The sequence below is a fragment of the Sphingomonas limnosediminicola genome, from assembly GCF_039537965.1.
In the GTDB taxonomy this organism is placed as follows: Bacteria; Pseudomonadota; Alphaproteobacteria; order Sphingomonadales; family Sphingomonadaceae; genus Sphingomicrobium; species Sphingomicrobium limnosediminicola.
In genome coordinates this window covers 1181146-1197037 of record NZ_BAABBM010000001.1, presented here as the reverse complement: position 1 = coordinate 1197037, position 15892 = coordinate 1181146, and the positions used below count along the sequence as shown (strand labels likewise).

The following is a 15892-nucleotide window of genomic DNA, read 5'->3' as shown; positions in this document are numbered from 1 at the left end:
CATGACATTTACCGCCGTGCTGTCGGCCCTCGCAGGCGGCCTGCTGATCGGAAGCGCTGCTGGACTGCTGCTGATCCTCTCAGGGCGCATTGCGGGTGTGAGTGGCATGGTCGCACGGGCGGTCGGCATTGCGGACAACGGGCCGCCATGGCTGCAGGCGGTTAGCTTCGTGATCGGTCTGCAGGGCGGCGCGCTGATGGTGGCCGTGGCTACTGGAGCGCCCGCTGTAACGATTACGTCCTCCGTTCCCTTGCTCGCCGGCGCAGGGCTGCTCGTCGGTTTCGGGACGCGGCTCGGCAACGGCTGCACGAGCGGGCACGGCGTTTGCGGGCTCGCTCGGTTGTCACCGCGGTCAATCGCCGCGACCGTCGCCTTCATGTCCGCGGGCATCGTGACCGTGTACCTTGCTCGGCATCTGATTGGAGTCGACTGATGCGGCACATCCTTCCGGGGCTCCTCGTCGGACTGCTCTTCGGCGCGGGCCTTGCGCTGTCGGGAATGATCGATCCAGCACGCGTGCTTGGTTTCCTTGACGTGGGCGGAGCTTGGGATCCAACACTGGCGCTGGTGCTTGGCGGCGCACTGCTGCCTTCCGCGCTTTCTTACGCGTTCGTTCGCCGCATGAAGCGGCCGGTCATGGCAGATGAGTTCTGCATTCCGCAAAACAGGATTGTCGAGAGTCGCTTGCTCGTCGGGTCCTCCTTGTTTGGCGTGGGCTGGGGCCTCGTTGGTCTCTGCCCAGGGCCGGCCATCGCCGGACTCGTGCTTGGCAAGTGGCAGAGCTGGCTGTTCGTCGCGGCGATGATCGGCGGGATGTGGCTGCAGCGGTTCTTTGCCGACCGGGGTCACCGCCGCACCCCTCAATTTGCTGGATGAAAGCCGATGCCTGACGTGAAGCCCCTAGCAGATGATCTTTGCGTCTGCGCCTTTGTACCGCCTGACAAACTCGCGGAGCTTGCGCCCCGATTCCGAACGATCATCAACAACCGTCCCGACGCCGAAGAGCCGGGGCATCCAAGCTCCGCGGAAATCGAGGCGGAGGCACGTCGGCTGGGCCTCGACTATGTCCACATCCCGGTCGTTCCGGGGAAGATCAGCGACGACCAGGCTGCCGCGTTCGGCGAAGCCATCGCACGCCGTAAGGGGCCATTCCTCGCCTTCTGCCGTACAGGCACGCGGTCGACCATGCTTTGGGCGCTTTCTCAATCCGGCAAGCGAAGTCCCGACGAAATCATGGAGGCAGCCGCTGCTGCTGGCTACGACCTCAATGCGCTCAGGCCGAAACTTGCGGAAAAAGCCGCGACCTGATGATCCTCGAGCCAATCCAGTACTTGCTCGGAGCATTTTCGGGTGCCCTTGTCGGGTTCGTCCTCGGACTCGTGGGCGGCGGAGGATCGATCCTCGCCGTGCCGCTGATGGTTTATCTCGTCGGCGTCCGAAGCCCGCATCTTGCGATCGGCACTAGCGCACTCGCCGTCGCGGCCAACGCCGCCCTCGGCCTCTCGACACACGCGCGCCACGGCAACGTCAAATGGCGCTGCTCTCTCGTGTTCGCTGCGTGCGGGATCGGGGGCGCGCTGATCGGTTCGACGCTGGGCAAGGCATTCGACGGACAGAAGCTTCTGTTCCTATTCGCGCTCGTGATGATCGCCGTCGGCATCCTCATGCTGCGACGGCGTGGACATACCGGCGATCCGGACGTGCGGCTGGGCCGCGAAAATGCGAGGAAGCTTGTTGTCTACGGTCTCGGCACCGGGCTCTTCTCCGGTTTTTTCGGTATTGGCGGAGGGTTCCTGATCGTTCCCGGCCTCATCGCCGCCACAGGAATGCCGATGCTCTATGCGGTCGGTTCGTCACTTGTCGCGGTAACAGCATTCGGGCTTACGACAGCTGCGAACTACGCTCTCTCCGGTCTTGTCGACTGGATCCTCGCGTTCGTGTTCATCGCCGGAGGCTTTCTTGGCAGCTACTTCGGAAGCCGCGCAGCTAGGCGTCTGTCCGGTGCCGGCCATCTTACAACTGTCTTCGCAGCCCTCATCTTCGTCGTTGCCGCCTACATGCTCTGGAAAAGTGGAAGCAGCATCGGTCTATAAGTCGCCCCGACCGGCCTAGCACCTCCAAGTCTGAGTGTCTTTGTAACAGGCCGCAGAATTGAACTGCTCATTCGGCGTTCGACGTGGTTCTGCCGTACGCGTAACGGCAGCTTTCGACCCAAAGCTGCCACTAGAACTGGTTAGTCGACCGGCTGAGCCTCAGGAAATTTCCAAGTCCCGTCGAGTACCACCGCCTGCGGCCGGTAAAGGCGAACAAGATAGTTCCAGCCCGGCATGATCGGCAGGCAATTGCTCACGCCCTCGTCGCAGCCGCCGAACTGGATCGTGTAACCGCCACCCGCGTCCTTCTTTGCCGTGATATTGTTGAGTGAGTAGGCGTTTTGCGGGTTGGGCACCATGAAGCCCGCATCATTGTAAACCGTGAGCGACCAGAACCCATCCACGGGCACATCCTTGACCGTCAGCCGGTGGACCGTCTTTCCGTCGTTCGCTTTCGGTGAGCCCGCAACGTAGAGCGCATCCCGAGCAGGATTGCCGCCCCAGCCCGCCGCGGTTGCAATCAGATGCTGCTGCGGATCGACCTCCCCAGGCTTTCCGAATGCCTTGCTCAAATCAACGATACCGCGCGCTCTGCTCTTTAATTCGTTGCGGACCGCAGTGAGCGAAGTTTGGTCCCACGTCGGGATTTCGAACTTGCCGGGGCCACCGGGCTGCTGGGCCTTGATCGCATCTTGTGCCGCGTGAGCCTTTTGAAGATCTGCAGGATCGTTCGGATCGACGAAGGTGCGAAAGGCCAGGGTGACGTAACGAGTTCCAACCTGCTCGCGCGTGATCGTGTGCGGTCCGGCATCATAATAGGTTGCAGGGTTGTAGTGATCCTCATTGATCAAGAGCAGAGACATGAAGCGGCCCTTGGTATCCGGCAGATCGACGGTGACTGGTCCCGCATCCAGATCGAAAACTCCGAATGAATAGAGGGTGTCGCGGTTCAACCGGACCACCTTCTGATCCTTGACGTCGGCCAAGTCGCGGTCGTGTTGGATCTTCCCGAGTTCCCCCTCCTTCACAAATGTCGCGAAATAGTTGTCGCTTTCGGCGCGGGTGAAGTTGTCCATCGTCACTGTCTGTCCTGCCGTCGGCTGTGCGGCGGGCGTTTGAGCTAACGTTGCGGTGTCGGTCATCGAGGGCGCTCCTGCTGGTTCGCCCTGGCCTTTCGCCAACCGAACTAGCGATTGGAATTAGGGAGAATCCCGATGCGCCGACGGATGGCAGCTTTCCACCCATTCCGGACACTAGGCCGCCGTTGCCAGCCCTATCACGCGCATCGTCAGCGAGCGCCGGCTATATCCTGAAACTTCCCGTCTGATTCGAGATAGCTTCCTCGTCGAAAGCTGAGGCCAATCAGGCCAAATCCGAGGAGCATCATAAGCCATGTCGAAGGTTCTGGCACGGGTAGAAGCTCGGCGAAGAGGCCATGTTCCTCGTCTCCGATTCCGGCAGTGAAGTAGAGGGCATTGGTGTCAACGCCGGGGCCGCCCGTGCGGAACCCCAGAGCCCATAAGTACGGCATGTTAAACGCGCCAGAATCGGTCGTCAGCATTCCCAGATAGGAGCCATCGTTCGCGAAGGCGTTGATGAAACCATCTTCATCCGAAAAATTGCCGACAAGTATCGCGTTCGAGAATGCTCCCCATGTGTCTGGCGCTTTGGCGACGCCCCAAGGTGAAAGCAGGTTGCCGCCTGTCGCAAAGCGACTGACGAATGTGCCGTCAGTGTTGAAGATATCTACAGCGCCTGTGCCAAGGGCAGCTTCGTCAGCGCCAGGGCCCGGTGTCGCATAAGTCACAAAAAGAAGACCGCCCACGTTGACGACGTTGAAGGGGGTAAGTCCCGATGGAAGGCTCGGATCTTGGAAAGTGCCCGGCAACGACGTCAGTTGGAAGTTTTGATCGAAAACGTCGACCCGGCCCGCCGCATTGTTGGCAGCGTATAGGTAATTGCTTCCACCGCTACTGCCGGTTGCTAGACCAGTGTAGACAGCGTCTGGAACGTCCCGTTGGACATTGGCAGTGGTGCCGAGCGCGGCATTCCACGCAGAGATACTGCCGTCCAGATTGGCAAACGCAAAGACAGCGGTGCCGCCGCCAGGCAAGTTGAATCCGCTACCGCCGACAAAGGCTTGACCAGTCGGTCCAGCCGGCGGTGGGCTGGCGTTTGGAATGGTCACAACCAACGGCTGTGGCGCGCCTGCCCCAGTGTACAATGTCGTGTTTCCTGCGGCCTCGTTCGATATCCAAAATGGGCTGGTTGGTCCAAAGCTCATGCCCCACGGATTGCGAAGGTTCGGATCAACGAACGCGGCCGGCGACAAGCCTTGGCTAGCCAAAAACGCGGCGTCATCGGTCGTCAGGTTGATCTCATGGACCATTTGGGCCCGAACTTGGGTCGGGAATGACATTGAGAATACGCACGCGGCGGCGCACAACGTTGCTCGTAGGGGAGTGCCCTGGGTGCTCAGACGCATGAGATCCTCCTGTGAAGATCGCCCCCCGGCGCCTCGCGATTTGGCCTTGCCGACTCGTATCGGCCGCAACTTCTTTACCACTTCACTGACGTCAGATGAATTATCAGGGTGTGACCGCAGCCCGATTGCCTATTCGGCGCCCTGCCAGAATCGTCTCTATCCATTGGGCCGTTTGCCGCGGCCATTTTGAAAGATCCCAGCCGTTGGCGAGCTAGCGTCAGCTAACGACCCATTCCTGCCCTTAGGTCGGTCTTTGCGCTTTGTCGGGCGAATAGACCCGGCGACGACGCCGTACAGTCAGGCCCATTAGACAAAAGCCCAGCAGCATCGTCATCCAGCTATCCGGTTCTGGAACTCCGACAGCCGCTAGCGGATCAATGAAGTGATCATCGACCAGATAGTCGCCCGCGCTAACCGTCACTCCATCGGGAAGTAAGAACGGTGTCGACGCGAACGCAAAACTGCTGCCGAAGTGGGAGAACGCACTTGCATCGCCGCCAGTGCTCGAGCCGCTCTGAAGCCGCAGGGTCAGTTGCGTCGGTCCGTCGAAGTCGACGTGGAACACTGGGCTCGTCAGCACGGCGTCGATCGTCGATCCGAGGGTGCCGGCTACCGCGAACGGATTCTGCTCGACCGAGAAGCTCCCGGACGAATCGTCGAAGAAGCGGAAGAAAAAGAACGATGGAGCGGTCCCGCTCACGGACAGCGACCCTTCGATGCTGCTCCCAGCACCACCTGCGCTGACGTCAAAGCCCATGATTCCTTGAAGCAGCAGGCTCATCTGGATGTCCGCGCCGGTCAGTGCGGGATTGGTCGAACTGAAGAACAGAACGTCTCGGAACAGCGCTTCCGAGCTGATCCCGTTGCCCAGGCTGCTGCCGGACGCTGACGAAGCGTCGGACGAAACGCCGATGTGACCAAAGGTGGAAAAGGAGCTGCCGTTCACGGTGCCGCCCACCGCACCACAGGAAGTGGAGTCCGTGACCGGAGCGCTGTCGCTCTTAGTACTGGAGCATTGCGCGGCACTAAAGCTTGGCGTGCTGTCAGATGCGACGAACAATGGATCGGCGTTCGCTGGCGCGGCGAGCAGGAAACCCAGCGTCAGAAGGGATGTTAAGCGCATCAGAAACCTCCAACACGACTCGACGGACGCACATTACCATTTGGTTTACAAAAAGTAACCGTGGCCCCCGTCGCTTTGGGCCGACTCCGAAACCGGGTTCTTCTTGCACTCTGCGTGAGCACTGAGCGCTTGTTCAGCGAACCCGAAGCTCCGGAAAGACTAGCCGCTTGCTAAAGGCGGTTTTCGACCCAAAGCTGCCACTAGCAGGAGCGCCGTTTCTCCCGTGGGGGTTCAGCGGAATGGAGAGAGAGCGCCGACTGTACCACCTGCGGGACTTTGCCTTCCGCAAGTTATTAGTTTACAAATTGTTAACCAGCTGATTCGCTGGTCAGTTCCATGGGGGCAAAGTATGACTAAGTATCTTCTCGCGGCCAGCGCACTTTCGCTGTGCTCGACACCAGTGTGGGCAGCTGAATCGATCGTCAATGGTGGTTTCGAAGCGCCCGTGGTGAACAGCACTTGCTGCAATACGGTTCCGCCGGATTTGCTGGTAGGCTGGACCGCCACTCCGAACGTGAACGTCGTGGTGGGCACCTATGCCAGCACTAACGGCAACCTCGCCGCCGAGGGCAATCAGTATCTGGATCTCGTCGGCCAGGGCGGAACGGGTTCCATTTCGCAGACCTTCGGGACTCTCGCTGGGACTGTTTACAATCTGAGCTTCGTCTACTCGCACAATCTGTTCAATCCGGCGGTGACTTCAGCGTCGGCGTCATTCTCGGTTGACGGATTGATAGGCGGCATCAGCCACAGCACTGGCACCAACGCGAACCTCGATTGGCAGAGCTACTTCGGTAGTTTTACGGCTACCGGGTCGTCGGCGACGCTGAACTTCACCAACCTGACGGGCGGCGTTAACGAAGGTATTTTGCTCGACGCGGTGTCGGTCCAGGCCGTCCCGGAACCAGCAACATGGGCCATGATGCTGTTCGGGTTCGGCGCAATCGGATTCCAAATGCGTCGCCGAAAATCAGCGACGCTAGCGCAGCTCGCGTAAAAGCGACCGCGCCCATTGCCATCAAGCGCTCCAGGTAAGGCTACCTGGGGCGCATTTTGCAATGAAACTCTCATTTTCTCTCCAGCAACGAAGCAAATGGCTGGCACGGGAGCGTTGCCTGATTTGACCGACGCACTTCCGGAGTGACCATCGGTTTCGCGCGCGGTGTATTGTCGTAGGTTACGCCCCCTTCCGTCCAAAGCTGACTCTGGCGCCTCTGGCAAGAAGGACCTAGCGGACTGCCGGCCTCTAGCCTGTGCTGAAAGGATCGAAAGACGTGAGCTTCTCGAGGACACTCATTGCCGCAGCGAGCTTGACGGTCGCTGTTGCCAGTCCTGCCCTGTCTGTTGAAATGCAGGCGTCACAGGTCGCGCCACGCCCACCCGCTACGACCACTATCAATTGTCTGCTTGTAAGTAATGCCTATGCCCGGAGTGAGACTAATCCCAAGGCCAAAGTTGTGGCCCAGCAAACGTTCTACTTTTACCTCGGAAGGCTAGATCCGCGCATCAGTTCGCAACAGCTGAAAATCGAACTTCAACGAACAGCTGGGGTCGTCAAAGCGGCGAGTGCCGTGCCGTTGATGAATGCGTGCGCGCAGGAGGTCCAAGCTAAGGGACGGATGCTTCAGTCGGTGGGCGAGCAGCTGCGACAGGGGAAGTAGATGCTGCAGCCGAGTCCAGGCGCCAAGTGTCTGCTTCCCACCCAAACCTGCCGCGGCGACTTTCGACCCAAATCTGCCACTGGTGGAGTGGCAGCATTCTACCAAAGCTGCCATTAGCGAGGGCCCATTCTCAAGCCATTGGTAACGTTAGTACTCCGGCAATTGCTTCCGGCTGTTGGCTGCACGCTATGAATGTACGCGAAGCAATCAAGTCCGTCCGCGACGACTATGCCGAGCAGTTTGACGCAATGGTTGCGCACCAGCGCGCCAAACGGTCGGACGTCCATCTCGAACGACGAATGCAACGGCCTGAAAGTAATTTGTTCGGCAAGATTTACGTTCCGGACATCAGCTTCGGCGATCCGATGACAGAATGGCTTGATTTGGTTCCCCGCGAACGTGCAGGCGCGCTACCCAGTTTTTTTCTCAACACTCCCAATCTTGTCGTTGAGTTCGAAGACCTGTGGTGGGACGACGTGCGGCTCGATCACGACGGGGAGTTCACCGGCCAACTAGTCAGTTGGTGGTTTAATCGCTGGATGTCTCCGGCGGACCCTTCAACGCCAACGCCGCGAGCAGAAGGACTGAGTGGCTTCATCCACAGTGTGACGGTCGATGAGAAGTGGATCTGCATCGACTTGGGCACCGCGACCGTCGACGCTCTCTTCAATATTCTGTCTGTCGCCCAGAACTGCGGCGCAAAGACCGGACGTGTCACGAGCAGTCGCAGCCGAGCCTAGATCGTCACGCGACAGGCTTCATGAAGGCCTTCCATTCCGGCCGCGACAGCTTTCGACCCAAAGCAGACATTAGCGGTTGCGCTGGGGAGCTGTCCTCACCCAGCACGAATTAAGTGTCGCCAAGGCCCGATTCACCCAGGCGGCAAGCGGCGTTCCCAAGTTTGTTTCTGCCGTGAGCGTCCCCTGGTCTGAATACGTTCGCAGCCTATAGCTGATCCCGTCGACAATAACCGGCGGCCCTTCCGAGGTGCTAATCGGTGCAAACTTGGGAACGGGAATGTCGCGCATGCTGGCAAGGAGCGTCCGCGCCGCAGCGCATGTGCGGGTGTCGGCCCAGGCTATTTCTTCATCGTGCTCACCACTTACGACCGGGCGGCGGAGCCAGAAGTCCAGCCGCTTGCGGCCTTGGTCATAGCCGAGTGTTCCAACCTCGACTCTTGTGCGGATGAGGTGACGCGCCGGCGCGCGAGAAAAGTCAGCCCAAGCGGGTCCAAGCTCAAAGGGGATCGGAGCCATGACCACGAACACAGCGAGTAACAACGGCATGAGCAGCTTAACGTCTTAGCGTCCCCTTTCGACCCATTCCTGCCACTAGCGCCCGCGGCTGCTTCGACTGATTGCTTACACTAGCGGAGCTCGCCCTCCCCGATGCGTACTACCAGATACGCGCTGCGCGAGCGCGACCGAGAGCTGAGGTAGCGCCAGCCTTAAGAATTTAGCAGCCACTCAGGCTTAAGCTGGCGCTAACCATCTATTGGGGTACGTCGTGAGAGCTTTGCAACGTCTCCTGCTAATGCCCGCGTTGCTGCCGCTCGCCAGCGCAGGAGCGCCCGCTCAAAGCGCAACTCTCACAGTGGTTATTAGTGCGAGCTCGATCAAGCCGATCACGCTAAGCGCCACTCAGAACCTGGATCTGGGTACCATCGTCCTTGGCACCGGTCAGTGGTCCGGAACAGTTGTCGGAATATCTCAAGCAGGGGTTGTTAGCTGCGGTAGTTCGAACGTGGTCTGTGTTGGCTCTTCTCAAGTGGCAAAGTACCGCATTACCGGTTCAGGCAGGGAAACGATTACCATCAACGCACCTGACGTCATATTGGTAAATCAAGCGGACCCTTCCAAGACACTTACGTTGGTTCTCGACAGTCCGGGCACTGTCGTACTCGGTAACTCCGGTAACAAGGGTGAAGAGTTTGCGCTTGGTGGGTCGATTCAGGTGAGTTCCACAACGACAGGTGGGCTCTACATTGGCACCTTCAACGTTACCGCCGATTATTAGCGCCGTTACGGCTCCCAGATTTGATCGCTGCTCAGCCTTCACCGCCGATCCACGCAGTGCATAAGACAGATCTTAACTCGGCAAGCACTACTTAAGACCCATGAGCACCCGCATCAAGCCGGACTATCATTGGGGACCGACCGCTGGCCCAGAGCCAACGGGAGCATGGCGGTTCGTCGTGCTCATCGCAGTCTGCTTCATAACTGCATTTTTCGCGGTGCTGCTCTTCGTTTGACGTTCTGCTCGGGGTTTCGGCCACGAATGCTTGGCATCGCATCATTCAGTGCGTCAGTAGGCATCCGCCGTAGTGGGAGCTTCCAACTCAAAACGGACTCGCTCCGAGGTCTGCAAGCGTTCTAAGCTGACATGCCAGCGCAGCAATTTATCAGAGCTGATGATCTGAATTGGATGGCGTGCTTGCCGCCGTTGGCGACCGCCGCTCGTCATCGCAAGAGTTTGTTAACCTAATGAGCCGAAGCTCGCTGACTGACCAGTGGACTTCGAGCTTGGGCTCGCCGTGATACGTTTATGTCGCAAGGCAGGTTCACATGGCTTCCAAAAAGCGCCCGCGCCTCGGGTCAGAGACTTCGATCTTAGCGACCAAGTTCGAAATCCTATCGGGGCCGATCGTCGTCGGTTACGCCTTGCTCGAGAGAATTGATCGTGCAGGTGCAACTCTCATCTGCGAGTTCTGTCCTAGCGCCGAGTACGATGTTCGCCGCCATGCCGGTCTGAGCCCATCGGGCGGGGAGGTGGCACTTTGCCGACCGAGCCTGACCGCGCGGGGTCCTAGCGGCGAAACGGTCGACGCGCTGGATGTGCGTATCTACGACTACGAGGCAACCGCCGAGAGCAGGATCCGAGAGACCTACATCATTGGCATCGAGCTGGAGGCCTTAGAAGCTTACATTGCCCAATGCTGACCGACGCTTCGTAACCCACTCAAAGCGGACGCTAGGCTGGTAAAGGCCGCTTTCGACCCAAAGCGGACACCAGCGGAAGTTCGATAATCGGCCGAAGCAGACACGCGCCGCAATGTCGCCGCGCTACCGCGCCTCGCTCACTGAGATCTCGGCGCCATCGGGATCGCGGAAGCGCGCAATCCGAGTGCCGTGCATTTCCGTAGGTGGGCTGGTGAAGACGAGGCCCTGCGCCTGGCCAGCGGCGTGGAAGCTATCGAGGTCGTAACTGGCTAGGCCGAGCTGCACCGTTCCTGCAGGATTCTCGTCGGAAGCTGGATGAAGCGCGAGCTTGGTCTCACCAGTGTCGAACTCGGTCCAGAACGGTGACTGGAACTTCAATTGAAGCCCGAGCACATCGCGGTAGAATGCTACAGCCGCGTCCATGTCGCTGACGAACTTTATTGCATAATTGAGGCGCATGCTGCCCTCCATGTTCTGCGCTGGCCCTACTTTACGCCGACGACGGCAAAATGTCCGCTTTCCACCCAAACCTGCCGCGGCAACTATCGACCCATTGCCGACATCGAGCGCTTCGTCGGTAGACGACAATCATTGATTAATTTTGTGTTTACTGCGAACGTCGCGACTCGCAAGTCGGCAGCAGGGGGCGAGTATGCGCATTGTCCGGGCGATCTTTGCAGCCATCATTGTCGCAACTGCTGCCGGAGTGGCAGAGGGCAGAGGTATTGTCATCGACTTCTTCCCCGACGGTGGCGCAATGATTGGACAATTGGGCGACTTGGACTCCGGTGACACTCAGCCCCTGTCCTTGATTGCGAACTACGGCACGGGACCGCAAGACAGCATTACTGCTGATTACAACGATCAGATTCTCTTCGGACCTGCCATCATCCCGGTTACTCTCGCGCTTTCGAACTCGCCGGGGGACTTCCTGTATGCGCATGTAAGTAATACGTTTGCCTTTCCAGTCACGCCAGTCGTGTTCACTGGGAATGCGAGTGGGATGTCGTCGCATTGCAATAGCGTAGGTGCCGCTTCGATATTCGATATTGGGTTGTCACCCCCCGGAGCCGAGCCGGCCGACCTTCAGGGGGGATGCGGTTATTTCGATTTCATCGGTTCCGCTCGGTTCGAGTTCACAGATCTGTCGGGATCGGGAACAGATGGCGACTTCGGACTCTCCCTATTTTGCGGTGGCGTGTGCGCGGACATCGGGTTCCATTTGGGAAGCCTGTCGTTTTCGTCCGCTGCGTTCGACGCCAATTCAACACCCTCGCAGCTAACGTCGTTTGAACTTGGCGGCGAACAATCCTCTTTCAGCTTCATCTTCCGCAACGCTGAAGCAGTTCCCGAACCCGCGACCTGGGCCTCCATCCTGTTGGGGTTTAGTTTCGTTGGCATGGCTCTGCGTCAGCAGCGCAGGACCGCGCTTCGATAAGTCTGCGGCCAGTGTCCGTTTTCCACCCATTCCGGCCACTAGCTAATGGCAGCTTTGGGTGGAAAGCAGACATTGCGACACAAGGCCGCATAGCTATCCTGCGATGATGAAAAGTCCGACCAGCGTAGGCCTTGGCGGTGATGGCGACGAGGTTGCTGCAGTTCGCGAGGTTGAGCGGGCTTTGGTGTGAATCTTGATTATGACGAAGCGTGTAAGTGGGTCACAGCCGGTGACGTGTCTTCGTCATTGCTAAGGTCTCTTCCACCCCACGAACGCGAAAGGCCGGAGACTTGGGACAACTTCGCAAAGGCAATCGCCAGTGAGACGGGCGCCGACCCAGCGAAGATAGCGCCTAACAGTCCCTTGCTCTCGACAGCGAGAGTTTCGTGGTGGGTCCTAGCCGTGATCGTCGGTGCACTATGGGCACTCGCCGGATGACTGCGTTTCAGGACCATCACGGACGTTAGTAATGTAAGTGGGTGAGTCGCGAAGCAAGCTTCGGGATATGGCTGCCGAGCGCGGCAGTCTTTCACCCGACCGGTACCAGGAGGCTAAGCGACGCGCAGTCTGCTCGGCTACGCGATGAGGTCATCGTTCAGCTGACCGGTCTAAGTGGCGCAATCGCAACCACTTTGGACAATGTCTTAAGGGACTTGCCACCGAGCGAGCCCCAAATTGCAAGCTGGCGAGGAGTCAGCAGCTATGCGTACATCAAGTTCCAAGAAAACTGAGGGTTGGCGGTCGACAGAGCGTCGGAAAGAGCAGCGCTTCACGCTCATTCTGCGCGCCGGCATCCTAGAGCAGGGGGGTAAGTCGTCGCTGTGCATCGTCCGGAACGTTTCGTCCGCCGGTGTTCAAGTGAAACTGTACTCCACGCCGGTCCTTGACGCGAAAGCGACGATCCGTGTGGCCGACGAGCTACCCGTCTCAGGTCGGATTGCTTGGATCAATGACGATGTGGCCGGGATCACTTTTGACGAGGAACTCGATGCGCCGACTCTGTTACGGGTCCAGCAAAGGATCCGTCCGAAAAGGCGCCGTGCTCTCCCGCGGATGCTCGTGGACAGTACGGCGACGGTTCAGTGCGGTGGCCGCACATGTCGCGCCAAGGTGCGGGATATATCCAGCCTGGGCACGCGCGTAGCGACACTTCGGCCCCTCGCAGTCGGTAATGCCGCCATGGTTACATTCCCCGAATTGCCAGCGATCAAAGCCTATGTGCGCTGGTGCGACGAGGATGAAGCCGGACTGGTTTTCGAAACTCCCATTCCCATGCAGATCATCGCGCGGTGGCTCGACAGTCAGGTGCGCGTCATCGGCTGATCGCTCGTTGGCATTTCAGCGGCTGATTATTGTCATCGCGGGCGGTCTTCCATTAGCGAGGTCGCCTCGGGTCTACCTCGACGGCCCGCCTGCCATTCAATTGACTGAGCCGGCAGCCATGACGAAAAATATCAACAGTACACACGTGCGTTGCTAATTCGGCAAGAGTCGCTGAGATTGCACCCTCGGCGCGGGCGGGGCCATTCGGTGGCGATCTGAATTCGGCTCGCCAGCGAGAATTTAGCGCTCTCTCACTGCCGTTCTTTCCAGACCAAAAAAGAGACCCGCCGACACGCGGCGGGCCTCCCTTTCGATCCGGCATGCTCCCCAGTGGGGCGGGGGAGCCGCTGACAACCGACCTAATACGCCGAAGCCATTAACTGGCGCCTGCCCAATGATCCGTTCTGGTTGGATATTGCTCCGCGGACGAGCGCTGTCCAAATGTCGTCAGGCGGCGGCCCGACCCGCGATCCATGTCGTGATCGAGTCTGAACTGATTGCTGGGCCGATGAGAAATCCCTGCGCCAGTCCGCACCCAGCAGCCAGTAGAAGATCTGCTTGGTCCTTCGTTTCTACGCCTTCGGCCACCGACTCGATCTGAAGGCTCTTGGCCAAGTTGATAACGGCTGTGACGATCGCGACGATCTGTGGATCGAGGGTCATCTGCTTCACAAAACTTTTGTCGATCTTAACAACGTCGACGGGGAAATCGCGCAGGTGCGACAAGGAGGAATGGCCAGTGCCGAAATCGTCGAGTGCGATCGTGATCCCCGCATTCTTTAGGGCAGCCAGGGCGCGGGAGACATATTTCGATCCCTGCGCCATCAGGACATGTTCGGTGATCTCGATCTCCAAGCACGTTGGTGGCAGCCCGCGGGTTGCCAACGTCTCAAGCAGGCGCTCCGCATAATCGTCGCGCAGGAACTCGGCAGGCGAGGCGTTAATTGAAATGCGACCGAAATTCACGTCGCATCGACGCCACGAATGGAGGTCCGACATCACTTTCGCGTGCATCAGCGAGCCGATCTTCGAGGCAAGCTCATAGTCTTTGAACGCCTCCTCGATCGTCTCCGGAAGCTGCAATCCCTGTGTTGGATGCTCCCAGCGGAGCAGCGCTTCGAAACCAGCAATCTCGCCGGTGCTGAGCCGGATTTTCGGCTGATAATGTGGTCGGACGCTCGCGTCGGTTACTGCTAATCGGGCCAGGTTCAACTGCGATGCCGCCCGCTGCGCCTCTTCCCGCATATATGAGTGGAAAAGCTTCGTGCCGCCGCGGCCTTCGGCTTTCAAGGCATAAAGTGCAGTGTCGGCGAGCTTGAATAAGTCGTTGGCGCAGTCTGCATCATCCGGGAAGATGGCGCCGCCGCTGCTGGCGCCAGCGCACAAGGCGCGGCCCTGCAACCGTAGCGGAGCTCGAAACGCCATCGAGGCCGTTTCGCCCACCATGAGGAGATCGCTGCTGGACCCTATCTCCTCTGCGATTATCGCAAACTCATCACCCCCAATGCGGCAGATAAAGTCCGTTGATCGGAGGCTGTGCTTCAATCTTCTCGAGAATTCCTTGAGCAGCGTGTCGCCCGCGGCGTGCCCAAGCGTATCGTTCACATGCTTGAAATGATCGATATCGATAAGCAGGAGGCCAACCTTGGTACCGTTTTGCATCGAGCGCAGGACGGCAGCCCTCAGTCGATTGTGAAACGCGCGCCGATTGGGCAGAGCCGTCAGCGCATCGTGCTCACTTGCCCATCTCAATTCATCTGATTTTTCCCGGTCCGCGGTGCTGTCACGGGAAATCGACAAAACACCGGTAATCGCACCGTCCTCGTCACGGATGGACGTGACCACGACATCCCACCATTTGGGCTTTGCGCTAGCGGTCGGGCAATAACCACTGAAGCGTACGGTTTCGCCGGCGCTTGCGTCGCGGAATGCGGCCTTGACCGTGGCTCGCATCGCGGTCGGCCACATGTCCCACCAAAAGCTTCCTGAGAGCACCGAGAAATCGGGCACTTCCATCAGCTGAAGGCCGGGGCGATTCATCAATTGCAGGCGCCCGTCCAATGAAAGGATCTTGATGCAGTCGGCGCTTGCTTCCAGCACACTACGATGCAATCGCTCCTTTTCAGCGAGAGCGCGTTGCGCGGCAATGCGATCATGGACGTCCGTGCAGGTACCGAGCCAATGCTGCACTTGTCCGTCACGCCCCAACTCGGGCTTTGCCTTGATCAACACCCAGCGATACTCACCGGATGGCATCTTCAGCCTGAACTCGTTTTGATAGAGCGACTTTTTCTCTAACGCCATCATCCAGCTGGCAACGGCATCATCTCTGTCTTCCGGATGAACCGCGTTGATCCATCCGTCCCCAATCATCTCCGTGGGGTCGCCCCCGAAGCTGGTAGTCCATTGATTACTCACGAAGTCCAGCTGGCCGTTGGGACCCGAGCTCCAGATCACGTGCGGGATCGAATTAAGGATATGTTCGAGCTTATCCGGGCTCACCCGTTTGTTGCGCGCTCGATGCTGCTTCGATGTGGCCGTGTTGAAAATTCGGTCCATTTACGCTTACTCGCCGTAGGAGCCCGGCTGACGCAAAGCTCGGTGCCATGCGGCGTGCTGCCGAATGCAGGCCGCTAGAAGATCAGTTCCTTTGCAAGAAGGACATTAAACTTCAGTTCTAATCGAGTCCGTTCCGCGCGGGAAAGCGATAGGAAGGTTCTGTCCCACCCCGCTATTCAACGAGACCTTCGAGGGCCAACTCCTCAAACAAGGCGGCACAATCGAACGACGAGGTTCAAGGCGTTTTTCACCTGCATTTCGGCGATGCGCA

At 58.9% G+C, this 15892-nt stretch carries 15 protein-coding genes; 10 read left to right on the top strand and 5 right to left on the bottom strand.

Going from position 1 to position 15892, the window contains the following annotated elements; translation table 11 throughout:
• The first annotated feature begins 1 nt into the window (after nt 1).
• From ABD704_RS06120 to ABD704_RS06105, 4 genes are read left to right on the top strand one after another with little or no spacing between them, the layout of a single operon-like run.
• Complete coding sequence (locus tag ABD704_RS06120; RefSeq protein WP_344698790.1) at nt 2-433, top strand: YeeE/YedE family protein; 432 nt, start codon at nt 2-4, stop codon at nt 431-433.
• Nucleotides 433-876, top strand: coding sequence for a DUF6691 family protein (locus ABD704_RS06115; RefSeq protein ID WP_344698789.1), 444 nt, complete (start codon nt 433-435; stop codon nt 874-876). Before ABD704_RS06120 ends, ABD704_RS06115 begins: the two co-directional genes overlap by 1 nt.
• A gap of 6 nt (nt 877-882) precedes the next feature.
• Nucleotides 883-1308, top strand: coding sequence for a protein tyrosine phosphatase family protein (locus ABD704_RS06110; protein WP_344698788.1), 426 nt, complete (start codon nt 883-885; stop codon nt 1306-1308).
• Nucleotides 1308-2093, top strand: a complete 786-nt coding sequence (locus tag ABD704_RS06105; RefSeq protein WP_344698787.1) for a sulfite exporter TauE/SafE family protein — start codon at nt 1308-1310, stop codon at nt 2091-2093. The genes ABD704_RS06110 and ABD704_RS06105 overlap by 1 nt, the downstream gene beginning before the upstream one ends.
• Before the next feature lie 140 nt (nt 2094-2233).
• On the opposite strand, the gene ABD704_RS06100 is transcribed toward ABD704_RS06105, so the two are convergent.
• From ABD704_RS06100 to ABD704_RS06090, 3 genes are all read right to left on the bottom strand, one after another.
• A complete protein-coding gene (locus tag ABD704_RS06100; RefSeq protein WP_344698786.1) occupies nt 2234-3235 on the bottom strand; it encodes a DUF1254 domain-containing protein in 1002 nt (333 codons plus the stop codon).
• A 146-nt stretch (nt 3236-3381) separates the two neighbouring features.
• Nucleotides 3382-4482 (bottom strand): TIGR03118 family protein, encoded by a 1101-nt coding sequence (locus ABD704_RS06095; RefSeq protein ID WP_344698785.1) that lies wholly within the window; start codon nt 4480-4482, stop codon nt 3382-3384.
• Nucleotides 4483-4819: 337 nt separating this feature from the next.
• Nucleotides 4820-5701 carry a PEP-CTERM sorting domain-containing protein gene (locus ABD704_RS06090; protein WP_344698784.1) on the bottom strand — a complete coding sequence of 294 codons (882 nt, stop codon included), beginning with the start codon at nt 5699-5701 and terminating at the stop codon, nt 4820-4822.
• A gap of 349 nt (nt 5702-6050) precedes the next feature.
• On the opposite strand from ABD704_RS06090, the gene ABD704_RS06085 reads away from it, so the two are divergent.
• From ABD704_RS06085 to ABD704_RS06070, 4 genes are all read left to right on the top strand, one after another.
• Nucleotides 6051-6698 carry a PEPxxWA-CTERM sorting domain-containing protein gene (locus tag ABD704_RS06085; RefSeq protein WP_344698783.1) on the top strand — a complete coding sequence of 216 codons (648 nt, stop codon included), beginning with the start codon at nt 6051-6053 and terminating at the stop codon, nt 6696-6698.
• A gap of 690 nt (nt 6699-7388) precedes the next feature.
• Entirely contained in the window at nt 7389-8102 is a 714-nt protein-coding gene (locus tag ABD704_RS06080; RefSeq protein WP_344698782.1) for a hypothetical protein, read from the top strand.
• A 793-nt stretch (nt 8103-8895) separates the two neighbouring features.
• Nucleotides 8896-9378, top strand: coding sequence for a DUF4402 domain-containing protein (locus tag ABD704_RS06075; protein WP_344698781.1), 483 nt, complete (start codon nt 8896-8898; stop codon nt 9376-9378).
• A gap of 548 nt (nt 9379-9926) precedes the next feature.
• Nucleotides 9927-10301: a hypothetical protein gene (locus ABD704_RS06070; RefSeq protein ID WP_344698780.1), complete on the top strand. Its 375-nt coding sequence runs from the start codon at nt 9927-9929 to the stop codon at nt 10299-10301.
• A gap of 123 nt (nt 10302-10424) precedes the next feature.
• Here ABD704_RS06070 and ABD704_RS06065 read toward each other — a convergent pair whose 3' ends face one another.
• Nucleotides 10425-10760 (bottom strand): VOC family protein, encoded by a 336-nt coding sequence (locus ABD704_RS06065; protein ID WP_344698779.1) that lies wholly within the window; start codon nt 10758-10760, stop codon nt 10425-10427.
• Between the two features lie 193 nt (nt 10761-10953).
• On the opposite strand from ABD704_RS06065, the gene ABD704_RS06060 reads away from it, so the two are divergent.
• Nucleotides 10954-11739 carry a PEPxxWA-CTERM sorting domain-containing protein gene (locus ABD704_RS06060; RefSeq protein ID WP_344698778.1) on the top strand — a complete coding sequence of 262 codons (786 nt, stop codon included), beginning with the start codon at nt 10954-10956 and terminating at the stop codon, nt 11737-11739.
• 702 nt (nt 11740-12441) lie between these two features.
• Nucleotides 12442-13062, top strand: coding sequence for a PilZ domain-containing protein (locus ABD704_RS06055; protein WP_344698777.1), 621 nt, complete (start codon nt 12442-12444; stop codon nt 13060-13062).
• Nucleotides 13063-13509: 447 nt separating this feature from the next.
• Here the strand turns inward: ABD704_RS06055 and ABD704_RS06050 are convergent, their stop codons facing one another.
• Nucleotides 13510-15621 (bottom strand): sensor domain-containing protein, encoded by a 2112-nt coding sequence (locus ABD704_RS06050; RefSeq protein ID WP_344698776.1) that lies wholly within the window; start codon nt 15619-15621, stop codon nt 13510-13512.
• Nucleotides 15622-15892 lie beyond the last annotated feature (271 nt).

Coding starts and splice junctions, on each gene's coding strand:
- ABD704_RS06120 (WP_344698790.1), top strand. CDS start 2: ATGACATTTACCGCCGTGCTGTCGGCCCTCGCAGGCGGCCTGCTGATC.
- ABD704_RS06115 (WP_344698789.1), top strand. CDS start 433: ATGCGGCACATCCTTCCGGGGCTCCTCGTCGGACTGCTCTTCGGCGCG.
- ABD704_RS06110 (WP_344698788.1), top strand. CDS start 883: ATGCCTGACGTGAAGCCCCTAGCAGATGATCTTTGCGTCTGCGCCTTT.
- ABD704_RS06105 (WP_344698787.1), top strand. CDS start 1,308: ATGATCCTCGAGCCAATCCAGTACTTGCTCGGAGCATTTTCGGGTGCC.
- ABD704_RS06100 (WP_344698786.1), bottom strand. CDS start 3,235: ATGACCGACACCGCAACGTTAGCTCAAACGCCCGCCGCACAGCCGACG.
- ABD704_RS06095 (WP_344698785.1), bottom strand. CDS start 4,482: ATGGTCCATGAGATCAACCTGACGACCGATGACGCCGCGTTTTTGGCT.
- ABD704_RS06090 (WP_344698784.1), bottom strand. CDS start 5,701: ATGCGCTTAACATCCCTTCTGACGCTGGGTTTCCTGCTCGCCGCGCCA.
- ABD704_RS06085 (WP_344698783.1), top strand. CDS start 6,051: ATGACTAAGTATCTTCTCGCGGCCAGCGCACTTTCGCTGTGCTCGACA.
- ABD704_RS06075 (WP_344698781.1), top strand. CDS start 8,896: ATGCCCGCGTTGCTGCCGCTCGCCAGCGCAGGAGCGCCCGCTCAAAGC.
- ABD704_RS06070 (WP_344698780.1), top strand. CDS start 9,927: ATGGCTTCCAAAAAGCGCCCGCGCCTCGGGTCAGAGACTTCGATCTTA.
- ABD704_RS06065 (WP_344698779.1), bottom strand. CDS start 10,760: ATGCGCCTCAATTATGCAATAAAGTTCGTCAGCGACATGGACGCGGCT.
- ABD704_RS06060 (WP_344698778.1), top strand. CDS start 10,954: ATGCGCATTGTCCGGGCGATCTTTGCAGCCATCATTGTCGCAACTGCT.
- ABD704_RS06055 (WP_344698777.1), top strand. CDS start 12,442: ATGCGTACATCAAGTTCCAAGAAAACTGAGGGTTGGCGGTCGACAGAG.
- ABD704_RS06050 (WP_344698776.1), bottom strand. CDS start 15,621: ATGGACCGAATTTTCAACACGGCCACATCGAAGCAGCATCGAGCGCGC.